Source organism: Vibrio sp. 10N.247.311.12 (assembly GCF_041467515.1).
In the GTDB taxonomy this organism is placed as follows: domain Bacteria; phylum Pseudomonadota; class Gammaproteobacteria; order Enterobacterales; family Vibrionaceae; genus Vibrio; species Vibrio crassostreae_C.
Genome location: NZ_JBFSUV010000030.1, coordinates 1 through 12,465 on the forward strand (window position 1 = coordinate 1; position 12,465 = coordinate 12,465).

14 protein-coding genes are annotated in these 12,465 nt (G+C 41.2%); 8 read left to right on the forward strand and 6 right to left on the reverse strand.

Translation table 11 applies throughout. The features are described 5' to 3' along the window. Positions 1-25 precede the first annotated feature (25 nt). A complete protein-coding gene (locus tag AB6E30_RS13975) occupies positions 26-250 on the forward strand; it encodes a hypothetical protein (protein WP_372103966.1) in 225 nt (74 codons plus the stop codon). Between the two features lie 255 nt (positions 251-505). Here AB6E30_RS13975 and AB6E30_RS13980 read toward each other — a convergent pair whose 3' ends face one another. Beyond that, positions 506-1,516 carry a helix-turn-helix domain-containing protein gene (locus AB6E30_RS13980; protein WP_102321327.1) on the reverse strand — a complete coding sequence of 337 codons (1,011 nt, stop codon included), beginning with the start codon at positions 1,514-1,516 and terminating at the stop codon, positions 506-508. Between the two features lie 96 nt (positions 1,517-1,612). Further along, positions 1,613-2,569: a helix-turn-helix domain-containing protein gene (locus tag AB6E30_RS13985; RefSeq protein ID WP_102321328.1), complete on the reverse strand. Its 957-nt coding sequence runs from the start codon at positions 2,567-2,569 to the stop codon at positions 1,613-1,615. A gap of 269 nt (positions 2,570-2,838) precedes the next feature. On the opposite strand from AB6E30_RS13985, the gene AB6E30_RS13990 reads away from it, so the two are divergent. Further along, positions 2,839-3,603, forward strand: coding sequence for an EAL domain-containing protein (locus AB6E30_RS13990; protein WP_017062770.1), 765 nt, complete (start codon positions 2,839-2,841; stop codon positions 3,601-3,603). A 209-nt stretch (positions 3,604-3,812) separates the two neighbouring features. Next, positions 3,813-5,669: an MOSC N-terminal beta barrel domain-containing protein gene (locus AB6E30_RS13995; protein ID WP_372103969.1), complete on the forward strand. Its 1,857-nt coding sequence runs from the start codon at positions 3,813-3,815 to the stop codon at positions 5,667-5,669. Between the two features lie 100 nt (positions 5,670-5,769). On the opposite strand, the gene nadE is transcribed toward AB6E30_RS13995, so the two are convergent. Next, the gene (nadE, locus tag AB6E30_RS14000; protein WP_372103972.1) at positions 5,770-6,600 is read right to left on the reverse strand and encodes an ammonia-dependent NAD(+) synthetase; all 831 of its coding nucleotides are present in this window, start codon (positions 6,598-6,600) and stop codon (positions 5,770-5,772) included. Between the two features lie 109 nt (positions 6,601-6,709). Here nadE and AB6E30_RS14005 point away from each other — a divergent pair, with 109 nt between their 5' ends. Beyond that, positions 6,710-7,231, forward strand: coding sequence for a nicotinate-nicotinamide nucleotide adenylyltransferase (locus AB6E30_RS14005; RefSeq protein ID WP_372103974.1), 522 nt, complete (start codon positions 6,710-6,712; stop codon positions 7,229-7,231). A 27-nt stretch (positions 7,232-7,258) separates the two neighbouring features. Next, on the forward strand, positions 7,259-7,744 hold the full coding sequence (locus AB6E30_RS14010) for a hypothetical protein (protein ID WP_017067958.1): 486 nt from the start codon (positions 7,259-7,261) through the stop codon (positions 7,742-7,744). Positions 7,745-7,877: 133 nt separating this feature from the next. Here AB6E30_RS14010 and AB6E30_RS14015 read toward each other — a convergent pair whose 3' ends face one another. Continuing rightward, positions 7,878-8,504: a hypothetical protein gene (locus tag AB6E30_RS14015; protein ID WP_017067957.1), complete on the reverse strand. Its 627-nt coding sequence runs from the start codon at positions 8,502-8,504 to the stop codon at positions 7,878-7,880. Positions 8,505-8,679: 175 nt separating this feature from the next. Between AB6E30_RS14015 and AB6E30_RS14020 the strand changes: the two genes are divergently transcribed. Next, entirely contained in the window at positions 8,680-9,786 is a 1,107-nt protein-coding gene (locus AB6E30_RS14020; RefSeq protein ID WP_122081188.1) for a 1-acyl-sn-glycerol-3-phosphate acyltransferase, read from the forward strand. Positions 9,787-9,927: 141 nt separating this feature from the next. Here AB6E30_RS14020 and AB6E30_RS14025 read toward each other — a convergent pair whose 3' ends face one another. After that, positions 9,928-10,527, reverse strand: coding sequence for a hypothetical protein (locus AB6E30_RS14025; protein ID WP_372103977.1), 600 nt, complete (start codon positions 10,525-10,527; stop codon positions 9,928-9,930). 103 nt (positions 10,528-10,630) lie between these two features. Here AB6E30_RS14025 and AB6E30_RS14030 point away from each other — a divergent pair, with 103 nt between their 5' ends. After that, positions 10,631-10,927, forward strand: a complete 297-nt coding sequence (locus tag AB6E30_RS14030; RefSeq protein ID WP_372103980.1) for a YnjH family protein — start codon at positions 10,631-10,633, stop codon at positions 10,925-10,927. A gap of 36 nt (positions 10,928-10,963) precedes the next feature. Here AB6E30_RS14030 and AB6E30_RS14035 read toward each other — a convergent pair whose 3' ends face one another. Further along, positions 10,964-11,263: a YfcZ/YiiS family protein gene (locus AB6E30_RS14035; RefSeq protein ID WP_017062761.1), complete on the reverse strand. Its 300-nt coding sequence runs from the start codon at positions 11,261-11,263 to the stop codon at positions 10,964-10,966. Positions 11,264-11,793: 530 nt separating this feature from the next. On the opposite strand from AB6E30_RS14035, the gene AB6E30_RS14040 reads away from it, so the two are divergent. Then, positions 11,794-12,255, forward strand: coding sequence for a TetR/AcrR family transcriptional regulator (locus tag AB6E30_RS14040; protein WP_004731875.1), 462 nt, complete (start codon positions 11,794-11,796; stop codon positions 12,253-12,255). Positions 12,256-12,465 lie beyond the last annotated feature (210 nt).

Genomic DNA, 12,465 nt, shown 5'->3' on the forward strand with positions numbered 1-12,465 from the left:
AAATGGGTGATCGGATAATCCCGAAATGACTGATCGGAATGCTCCGAAATATGCATCTATTAGTGCTGATGATGTCACGTTTTCAGGCCGAGTCGATGGAGATATACGAGCAATTTATTCTGACAAAAGTCTAACGAATGTGGATGGCATGCAAAACACGAAAGCTGTAAGAGGCATGACTCAGAGCAGTTATGTAACATTACTAAACAATGAAGTAGATGATGTAATTGTTCGTGAGGTTGACATGTAGTCAAGCGAACATAGCATATTAGATTCTAACTTTTTACCATATGCTTTAATACTCAATCGCTTAATTACATAGTATATAGATTGTACTGATAATTTAAGTGGGAAAATAATGAGGTATATTGGTTCAATAATATCGAATACGAATGTCAAAACTGTAGAGCTGTGTTTTGAAAGATTGAAGCAAGCAGGAGTTCATCCATCAGAACTATCTTTCGATGGATTGGTACTCCTGTTAATGTGCGCGGAAAGAGACCGCTTAGCAACACTGAGAGCTAATTGAGCATGGGTTTGAACAGGTTTGACAGCCTGTAAGCAAGTTCAAGAACTCGGGTTGAGTAAATAGCTGGCTTGTTTTTATGTGCATTAAAGCTTTAGAATAATAGTGTTTACCAATTTTGATTGCACCGTTGGTTGATTTTTTCTCGTACGAAACAACAGAAAATCCCATTTTTTCGAGTACTTCTGCTGAGCTCTTTATAGCAACTGTTGTGTAGTAGTCGGTAATGTTAGCGTGTTTTGCTAGAAACCTGAATTCTCTATTTAATTGTAGACGAAAAGGTCGCTCGTACAGCGAATGATGGCTCACCGCAAAATAAGCTAATTTTCGTCTTTTATTATAAGGAACGGTTTTTCTTAAATCTATTTCATCAATCGACTTTTGAGAAAGTGTTTCAATTTCGGAGATCATACCTTCAGTCGTGAATATAGTGCCTATGTTATGTCCTAATAGCTCCCCTGTGACGCTGTCGACATATTTATAGGCAATGAAACGTTTTTCATTGCAATATTTTAAAAAATCGATTTTATAGAGTCCATGCTTAATATTCTCATCAGAGGTTTTCTCATGAAAAACAAGTACAGAATTTACAATCTCACTATCATTAGAATTTCCAATCGGATATTCACAAACAGGATTGTGTTCGATCATCGATGTTGACTGATAATTTGCTCTGGCGATCAAGTTATTTAAACTACGGTATTTCTCTTCCATCAGAGTATTGAATTGATCAACTCTATTTTTAGAACTAGGGTCTTGATGTTGTAAATGACTAACTTTAGATAGATAAGGCTCAAGATCGTTGGTAAATTCTCGCAAAACACGAATACTACGGCTAAGAGTTGGTTTAGTTGTTCCTCTTTCCCATCGACTAAGTGTAACGGTATCAATATTCGATAGATCTCCTCCGAGTAAGTTGAGCTTTGTAGCTGCTTGACTTTGTGTTAGTTCATTCGCGATTCGATATTTTTTTAAGTATTCGCCAAACACAGTAGTTTTCTCCAATCTTTTGCATAAGGCGAAGTATTATTATGTGTAGAAACTTAAGATGGTAGGCATCTTAATTTAAAGTCTGTTTGGCTATGCCTAATGATTTTTGATTGAGTATTGGTTATCCCACTGGGTTGTTTTTATGAGGGTTATTATTTCGGGTTGAGAAAGAAGTGTCGCTGTATCAATTTCGTATAAGCAATGTTCGAATGAGCGGTTGCCTAATTTAAAACCTCCTTTTTCTGACTCAATATCAAATGCTATTTTCTTAAATCCAAGTTGCTCTAAAATTTGTCCGATTTCAGGCCATGCACTAAAGAAATAATAACGTTGAACATTTGAATAGTGAATTAGGTTTATAAATTGAGAAACTAACATACATCGAAATATCTGGAAATTAGAAGAGTAACGATTATAATTACAAACCGATAACTTAGTCGAATTTTTATAACTGACAGATTTTGTCAGGTCGATATCAATGATTTTTGAATGAGTAACTTTGTCAAAATAGTCACTTTCGAATATAAAACTAATTGAGTGACCTACCAACTGCCCGCTTTCTGTTATAAATCTTTTTAAAATAGCTCGTTTGTTTTGTTGGTAGTCATATAGATTAATGTCGAAAAAACCCTTCGGTGTATGGATGGCTGTTTCGTAAAAGATTTTAAGGCTAGATAGTATCTTGTCATCATCTTTCAAAAGAAGTGGCATCTCAGTAATTAAAGTTGATTGTGGCTCTTGTGGCTCTTCATAACTTAATGATGAAAGCTTCGTTACCCTGTTATTAAAACGAAGTTGTTCAACCTCGTCTAGTAGCTTTGTTTCGTTTGGATTAGGTATTAATTCATAAAAGTCACTCAGGTCAACCTGTAAACAACGCAAGATTCTTAGGCATTTTGCAAGTGTTGGTTTGGTTTTTCCTCGTTCCCAACGACTGAGAGTTACCACGTCTACAGAGCGAAACTCTTCATTTGCAAGGTTTAACTTAACAGCAAGCTCACTCTGAGTAAGACCTAGTGAGACTCTCAATTCCTTTAAATAGTCACCAAACATACATTATCCCTAAGCGTAATTTGATCTATTTGAAGTATAGTCATCTATGATAGTTTATGGCGTTTTTAATAACCTATCTAAATGTAACAGACTCGAGATTACCGTTTTGAAACGGCATTGTGTATTTGTACAGGAGTTCGTTTAACTACTTATGCAGTTTGTCTTCACGGTTAAGAAGTAGGCATGTAAAGCTACATATGATTTGTTCATGCTAATCCTTGCTAGTTATTGATCTGTAGTATGGATTAATCACAAAAAGAGGTTTGTTTATGAATACGAATATGTTGTCTGAAAATTTACAAGCCGAAGCACTTATTGACGATGTTAATCAGGGATTGTTTTATCCTGTTTTTCAACCGATAACTAATGGCAATGGAACTGTCGGTGCTGAGGTTTTGTTACGTTGGGAAAAAGGGCACGATGTTGAATCGTCAATTCGCTGTCTGTTAGACTCTAAGAAGATTGCATGGTTTACTCAAATATTCTTGTTAAGAGTGTCCGAGGAATTATTGTCTCAGAAGAAAATGATTGATTTTCTGACTATTAATATCTCCCCTGATCACGTTTTAAGTTTCACTTTTCTACGTGATATTTCCCCAATTTGGCAAGCATGTAATAAGTTGGGTATAACCTTATGGATTGAGCTTACTGAGAATGAACAATACCCGGTTGGCATTGACGAGAAAAGGATGATGTCCCAGTTTGGAGTATGTCGTGGTCTTGGAATTAAAATCGCGATAGATGACTATGGCAGTGGTTATAACACTGGTGAAGCACTGATTAGGGTTGTTAAACCGAACATAGTGAAAATAGATCGGTCGTTAATGAGAAACCGGAGTGATAATTCGACCTTTTGGGAGCGTCTTAGATTTTTAGCTCGGAAGTATCAGATTGAATTGTTATCTGAAGGTATAGAAAACCATGAAGATTTACGTTTTGCACAATCGCAGGGCATAGATTATTTTCAGGGCTATCACTTAGGCAAACCTGGCTCATTGAGTCAATTGTCGAAACAAGGTGCAGCATATTGCTGATCTACTTAAAAATAGCGTGAATAAATTCGGGTTACTTTTAGTGTGTAAAGCATCATCGTTAGTTTCAAGAGTTTTAGGTTTGCCGGAACATAATGCCATTCTATTAGTTTAATCATGCCTACTTAGTATCAAGTGTTTAATGCCTGCCAGTTTATCTATTTATAACCATTTGTTAGCATTGGGACAAACAACAAAACATTGGAATCGTTATGTCGCAGCTACCGTCAGATCAAAAGGCTTCACAGCAAGTGCCTTCTCTATCTCAAATTAATGTGTTTCCGGTTAAATCAGTAGGTGGGATTGCACTCTCTTCTGCTTGGGTCGAAAAACAGGGCCTTACCTTCGACAGACGTTTTATGTTGGCGTTGGCTGACGGATCAATGGTGACGGCGCGTAAGTACCCTAAAATGGTCAAGGTGTCTTCTAGCTTGCAGCCAGACGGCTTGATTTTTACTTATGAAGGTAAAGAGCCGCTGCGTCTGAAATATGCAAACTTCAAGATGCAAGAAGCGCCTGCAACGGTGTGGAAAGATAGCTTCACTGCGTATACCACCAACGACGAGGCGGATGATTGGTTCAGCGATGTGCTTGGTGTTCGCGTAGAACTGCTGTTCTGTGGTGAGCAGTCGAATCGTGTTCGAGAAAAGCTTGGTCAGAATGTCAGTTTCGCTGACGGCTATCCAATGTTGGTGATTAGCCAAGCCTCTCTAGATGAGCTCAATCGCCGCAGCCCTGAAGTTCATTCAATGGATCAGTTCCGCACTAACTTTGTTGTTTCAAATACAGAAGCCTTTGCCGAAGACGGCTGGAAGCGTATCCGAATTGGTGAGGTTGAATTCGAAGCGGTGAAGCCTTGTGAGCGCTGTATCCTGACGACAGTCGATGTTGAGAGTGGCGAATTTAGATCAACAAAAGAGCCGCTTAATACCTTCTCTACATTCAGAGCCAACGAGCGTGGTGGTGTCTTCTTTGGCCAGAATCTAGTGGCGAAAAATGAAGGTCTGGTGAAAGCGGGTGATGTGGTTGAGGTACTTGAAACCAAAGAGAAAGAGCACTACGAAGACACTTGGGTAGAATCACTGCACTTAACTTGCGTCGAGCGTGAAGAGATCGCTCGCGACTTCACAACCTTTTGGCTAGAGCCAGCGAAAGAGAACCATTCATTACCAAGCTATCAGCCAGGGCAACATTTACCGATTGAGATGGTGATTGATGGCGAGAAGTTTTCTCGTCGTTACACGTTATCTTCTAGCCCTTCACGAGCGGGTCGTTTAGCGATTTCAGTGAAGCGAGTGGACGATGGCCAGATCTCTAATTGGTTGAATGATCATTTCCAAGTGGGCGATACGCTAGTTGCTCAAAACCCAGATGGTGCGTTCTACTTAGAAGCGAATCCAACTCACCCATTACTGCTGTTGTCTGCAGGCAGCGGCATTACCCCTATGTTGTCGATGCTTCGTTACTTGGCAGACCATGGTCAAATTGATGATGTGGTTTTCTATCATCAATGCAGCAGCGAAGAAGATATCCCTTATCAAGCTGAGATTGATAAGATCGCCAGTGAGCACGCGGGTCTTCGTGTGATCTATTCATTAAGCCAACCAACCAAAGAGTGGGATGGTTTGTCTGGGCGTCTAAGCGTGTCGCATGTCGCTAAAATTGAAGAGCTACACAAGCGTCAAGCGTTCGTGTGTGGCCCTGACGGCTTTATGGACAATGCCAAGAAACTACTGATTCAAATGGGGCTTAACCCTCAACATTATCATCAAGAAGCGTTTGGTGTTGCTCAGTCTACCGAAGAGGCGGTGAAGCAGCTGCAGTTAAGTGTGAACGGCTACCTGTTTGAAGGTAATAACCAATCAACCCTGCTAGAGCAAGCTGAGTCGGCGGGTGTGTCTATCGCTTCAAGTTGCCGTGCTGGTTTCTGTGGCGCTTGTAAAGTGACCCTTGAGTCAGGGCAAGTTCACCAGCCGGATGTGCCTGCATTGCAAGAACATGAACGTAATATGGGTCAGATACTGGCGTGTTGTAGTGTGCCTCAAACCGATATCGAAGTTGTTGATTAACGACGCGTTCGGTCAAAAGGAAAAGCACTAAATAGAAAAGGCCGGAAGTTCGTGAATGAGCTTCCGGCCTTTTTGATTCTGAGACTAATTCAAAAACTAATTAATCGTAGATCGTTGGGATAGGTTGACGCTTGTGCTGTGTTGCTTTGTAGATACTCACTAAACGATCGGATACGTCTTGAGAAACGGCTTTGCCTTCAAGGAAATCATCGATCTGATCGTAAGAAAGGTTCAATGCTGCTTCATCGGCTTTCTGTGGGTCAAGCTCTTCTAGATCAGCAGTTGGTACTTTCTTAACCAGTAGCTCTGGAGCGCCCAGTGTTGCTGCTAGTTCACGAACTTGACGTTTGTTCAGGCCGAACAGCGGTGCTAAATCACATGCGCCGTCACCGTGCTTGGTGTAGAAGCCAGTGATGTTTTCCGCTGAGTGGTCAGTACCGATTACAAGGCCGCCAACGTAACCTGCAATTTCGTATTGCGCGATCATGCGAGCGCGAGCTTTCACATTACCTTTAACAAAGTCGATTTTTGCTGAGTCTGTTGGTAGTAAACCTGTACCTTCAAGTGCAACGTGAGATGCTGCGTGAAGCCCATCAACACCCGCTTTGATGTTTACAGAAACAGATTGAGAAGGCTGGATGAAAGAGAGAGCAAGTTGTGCTTCATCTTCATCTTTTTGTTCGCCGTAAGGTAGGCGAACCGCAATGAATTGGTAGTCGTTGTTGCCAGAGTTTTCATTCAGGCTATCCACGGCCATTTGTGCCAAGCGGCCACAGGTCGTTGAGTCTACACCGCCACTGATACCAAGGATCAGAGACTTGCAGCCTGACTGCTGAAGTTTCGTTTTAATAAAGTCCACACGACGAGTCACTTCGAAGTGAGGGTCAATTGAAGGTAGTACGCGCATTTCGTCACGAATTAACTGTTCCATTCGTATTCCTTTCCTGCAAGCAAATTAAAAATCTAGTGTTATCATACCTAAATCATCCGATTTAAAAACCTCTTTGCACAAGCTTAGAAAGAGAAGGCAGTAATAAACAATGGAAAAAATAGCCATTTTCGGTAGTGCGTTTAATCCACCGAGCCTAGGGCATAAAAGTGTGATTGATTCGTTGGCTCACTTTGACAAAATTCTACTCGTTCCAAGTATTGCCCATGCTTGGGGAAAAGAGATGCTAGACTTTGATACGAGATGTCAGTTAGTTAATGCATTTATCAGTGATCTTTCACTGGATCAAGTTGAGCTTTCGTTGATCGAAAAGAGCTTATTTACACCCGGCGAAAGCGTGACGACTTTTGCTGTACTCAGTGAACTGCAAAAGTTACATCGTGACGCTGAACTGACGTTTGTTATTGGCCCAGATAACTTCTTTAAGTTCTCATCTTTCTATAAATCAGATGAGATTACTGAGCAGTGGTCTGTAATGGCTTGCCCTGAAAAAGTGAAAATTCGCAGTACAGACATACGTAATGCACTGATAAGTGGAAGCGATGTGGCAAAACTGAGTACAAAGTCAGTTACAAAGATGTTGCAAGATAGTGGACTGTATCAGATAATATAAGTTCACTAATCAAGAGGTCAGAGGACTATGCTAAAGAGCGCGATACCAGCGACGTTGATCATGGCAGCATGTAGTATGCCTGCGTATGCTGAGTGTGATTTTTTTAGCTTAGATTCAATCATGCTGACTTCTGATGAAGATGACAATTGTCTAGATTTCTCGACCAGCATTGATTCTTTTGGCCAACGTATGATGGAAATCAGTGGGCTGAGCGATGATGAACCGGAAAGCACACCGGACTATTGGTCTGACTGGGTTCTTCAAACCAAAGACTCGCCATTGCTGACACAAAGCATTGAGTCAAACTATGTTGGCTTGGGTATGTGGTTTCCAGAAGACCTTGAAGATGAGCAGTATGATATGTCGACTGAAGAGTGGTTGATGAATCATGGTCTTCAACTCAGCATCGGTTTTGGCGAGAAAGTCGAAGGGCAGCCGCGTATGCGCTTTGATTATCGTTGGCACGACTCACGTGACGCCGACCTAATGATGCAGGTTGAGTTGCCATTTTAGACAGGCAGATACACAGATAGATTGCTATCTACGTCTAAATAGTAAGAATTAAAAAAGCCGCAAAAACTCAGTTTTTGCGGCTTTTCAGTATCTGGCTTGCGAGTTTTAATACCAGCACTCACTTTCCGCCAAGCTATAAATCTTCACCAAAAACAAGCATACACAGTTGCTCGAACTCTTCTTCTTTACCTGAGAACAGATCATCAATCACAAGTGAACGTTTTTGACCTGACTGCATGCGCTTCTTCGCTTCTCGCATCACCATCACCAGAGTGTGCTCTTGTGGCAGGTTTGAATCATCAATGTTCCATTGATTGAATCGCTGAGAAAGAGCACTTTCACAAAGCAGTGGTTTAAACGACAACACTTCTTGCTTCAAGACAGAAAGCATATCTTTAAACGCTTGTTCCGTATTATTGGCATTGGAAGCACGAGCTTTGGTTTGTTCTAGCTTTTCTAGTAGTGCCGAAGAGAGGTTAGTTTGCGTGATGTAACCCGCTTGTCTTGGAAATGAATCCGTCAAACGAACAGAAAAGTCGACGCGGTTAACCTGAGTGTTTGGAAAGTAGGTCAGTGACGTTAGGCAGTCGTGTGGAATCCAGACGCTTTGTCCTGGTTCAACGGCATACTCTTGTTTGCCTAACTTAATCAAAACCAAGCCACTTTGAACCGATACAAGGCTATGTTTAAGTACTTTCTTGCGTGGTGTGATCACCAAGTGTGAAAAGTAAGCCGATGTATATTCAATAGCGAAGTTCATAGATAGTACCTTAATTTTGGGGCGTCAAGATTACCGTTAATCTTAAAGAATGCCAACAATAACAGGGGATTTTCAATGTTTCTGGTCTGACCTTGTCAAAAGTATGGGCTCTGTAGCTGCGAGAAGTCAAAACAACGCGTAGAATGAGCTAGCTTTTTATTATATGAATTAAAAAATGACCTCTCCAACCGATCCATATGTTGATATTCGTCCTTACGGCGATGATGAAATTCCAGCGGCACTAAACCGTCTTATTAATGATGAAGAATTTATCAGTGCAATCTTGCACTACCGTTTTTCAAACCATGCGTCTTGGTTCAAAGTATTAATGAGCCCGATTTTGCGTGTGTACTTAAAAATGAAGTGGAGCAAGCTGACTAGCGTTGAATCCATTCAGATTGAAGTGAAAAAGTACTTACGCGACACGTTAGCGAAAACCACTAACGGTGTGACGTACACTGGTATCGAGTCACTGGATGCGAACCAAGCTTATCTGTTTGTATCAAACCATCGTGACATTGCTATGGATCCTGCGTTGGTAAATTACGCTCTGCATCAAAATAATCATCAGACTTGTCGTATCGCTATTGGAGACAACCTGTTGAAAAAGCCATGTGCGACTGAATTGATGCGTTTAAACAAGAGCTTCATCGTAAAGCGTTCTTTGAAAGGACCGCGTGAGATGATGAAAGCGCTAGGGCAGTTGTCTTCTTACATTAAGCACTCTCTAGAAACGGGCAACTCAATCTGGATCGCTCAAAAGGAAGGTCGTGCGAAAGACGGTAACGATTTTACTGAGCCAGCAATTTTGAAAATGTTCCACGTTGAAGGACGTAAGCAAAAAATTGCTTTCCCTGAATACGTGAAGTCATTGAAGATTGTTCCTGTGGCTATTTCTTACGAGAACGACCCATGTGACACAGCTAAAGCGATAGAGCTTTTCGAGAAAGACGTAAACGGCAGTTACGAAAAGGGTGAGTTTGAAGATATCGAAAGTATCATTCAAGGCATTATCGGTAATAAAGGACGCGTTCACGTTGGCTTCGGTCAGGTTATCGATCAAGATTTTGATACCCCTGAAGCGCTTGCTGAAGAGATCGATCGTCAGATCCACGATAACTACAAACTGTTCCCAGTAAACTTGCTGGCAGCAGAAAAAGAAGATGAGTCGATTACAGCGGCCGTTAAACAAGAGTTTGAAGCTAAACTATCGAGCCTGCCACAAGGCGCGCGTCAGTACTTGATCGATAGCTACGCGAACCCAGTGAAGAACATTGGTTAACGAGCGTTAGTTAGCTTGCTAGTTGATTAGCAACTTGATTGAATTGAAAAAGGAGCCTTGGGCTCCTTTTTTGTTTCTGAATCGCCATTTTTTGCTGCGATCGAGCATTAACGTATTCGAGCATTAGAGCTTCAGTCTGAATTAACGAGCGACTGCGCCACCGAGTTCCAGATTGGTTGGCCATATGGTTACGGTGTTGCCGCCCAGATAGATGTTGCCTTTGACTGTCATGGTTTCGGGGAATGTTGTAATCCCAGAACCGCCTATATAAAGGTCGCCATCAATCACGATCCCGTTGGGTAGCTCAGTCAAAGGAGTGCGGATCACACTCAGATCGCCTTTCACTCTAAAGCCATTCGGTAGCCTTTCCAGTGGAGTATCGGTGAGGTTAATAAAGCCGCCCACTCTTACACCTCTTGGCCAACTGGTGATTTGGCTGCCAATCAAGTCGACGTAACCTTTTATCTTAACCCCGCTCGGGACTCGAGCGAGTTGGCTGTTAGAGCCTTTTAGGCTGCCGTTCACTTCTAACCCTTTGGGTAGGCGTGTGATCGCCGTGTTCTCTATATTGAGATTACCATCTACCACCAAGCCAGTTGGAAGTGATGTATAAGGCTTATTTCGTAGATATAAGTTTCCGTAATTATCGAGATGGTTCAATATTTGATAGTGATCGAGTGGTTCAGCACTGACATTTGTTATGGTTAAGGAACCAATAATAAGTGCAATTATTCTGAGCATAACAAGCTTCTTATTACGATAGACGCTTACACTATAATGGAAAAATTAATCTCGCATAGTGTTTTACCCATTTGGCGGTAGATTAACGAGGAGTGGAGCAAAGATGGCAGGCAAATCAATGATTAGAGCAAATATACGAATTATTAAGGTCTTTCTGATAGCCGCTTCAATGTTTGGCTCAATGTCTGCGAGTGCCAACAAAGTAATTTCAACGCCCGGTAAAGCTGCGGTGGTGGTGACACAAGGCGGTCAACAGCAACGAGTTTGTTATTACGATGATAAGGCTTATAGCATTGGGGCAGTGTTAGAGGTGGGGGGCGTAGTGATTCAGTGCGCTGCCGAAAACGATTTTGAGCAAAATGGGTCACTGGCTTGGGTTCAATTAAAAAAAGACGAGTAATTCACTCGTCTTTTGATAAGAATATAAATGCTTATATTAACGCGCTAGAGAGCGAGTCTTAAGTTCAAAAATAATCTTCTCAGCGCTAACTTCAAATTTAAAGCGAGCATGCAATTCCGTGCTTTCTTCTGTCATCTCTGACGCTTCAAATTCAACGTTGCTAGACACTTGTTTAGCAAGTTCAACATACTTAGCAAACTCAGCTTCAATCAGTGCTTTTGAGTTTCCGTAAACCGTTACTTCAGCAACATCGTCGCCTTCTTTAATGATGAACCCGATTTCGCCTGCACAGCCGCAAGCCTCACATACATCGTTGTTACCAATATCTTGGCTCATAAATAATCCTCTTACAAAGTCTGAGGTTATTCTAACGAGCAATTTGAACTGTATCTACAAAAATTAAAACCTTTGAACTAATTTATACTGGTATGCTATGTTGTTTGTTAAGGTGTTTGATGAATATCTACATTCGCGCCGCTAAATATGTATGTGATTTACCTCACGTTTTGTTGAAAAGGAATGTTATTAATATGTCAGAATATCATTCACTTAGTTGCGCCAGAAATGATTTTATAAGACTATCTATCGCTTGATAAGTATTTATACAATGAATTTTTCGTTGGGTATTTCATATTCTAAGTAGTTATTTAAACTTATCGACTTAGGATTGTAAGGTGATTTTCGAAGAATAATTAGACAAAGTGTCCAAAGAGGCATCACTGTAAAATTGTTCGTACATAGTATTTGTGTGAATTTAGTTATAAATACTTGCGAAAAAATACCTTGCTCACATAATGCTGATAACGATTTTCATTCTGACTTCATTTGATTGAGTTAGATGGATTTACAAAGAGAAGAGCCTGAATATGCCAAAGCGTAGTAAAGAAGATACAGAAATCACGATCCAGAAAATCATGGATGCCGTTGTAGACCAGCTACTAAGATTGGGTTACGACAAGATGTCATACACGACGTTGAGTCAACAAACGGGTGTTTCTCGTACAGGTATAAGTCATCACTTTCCAAAGAAAACGGATTTTACTGCTGCTCTAGACGGTCGTATTTTCAAGATGTTCATGGAACACATTGACTTCGAAAATGGCCTTGACGCATTTTCAGCTAGCTGGGTTGCAGCACTTGAAGACGCTGAGTTCCTAGCAATCTTACGTTTACTTTTCCATCATATCGTTACTGCTGAGAGCGCACATGAGTTCGCTGCAAACGGTATTGATCGTCTATACAAGCTGACTGAAACTCAGTTTGGCGATACTAGCGGTAAAGAACTAGAGTGGTTGATTGGTAAATCATTGATTCGTATGAGCCAATAATCAGCACTCAATAAAAGAAGCTCCTGCGGGGGCTTTTTTTGTGCCTGCCGTTTCACTTCTTGTGCGTTTTTCTCTTCAGTGTTAAAAGCTAAGTAACCCTAACAAGTAGAGTTCATTTCTAGAGCCTCAAATGCTCAAGGTGAGTCGTTTTGGTGCTTGCTGTTGTGGTTATTAATAAAATTGAGTTTAAGCCGAGAGAGTGGCTGTGAG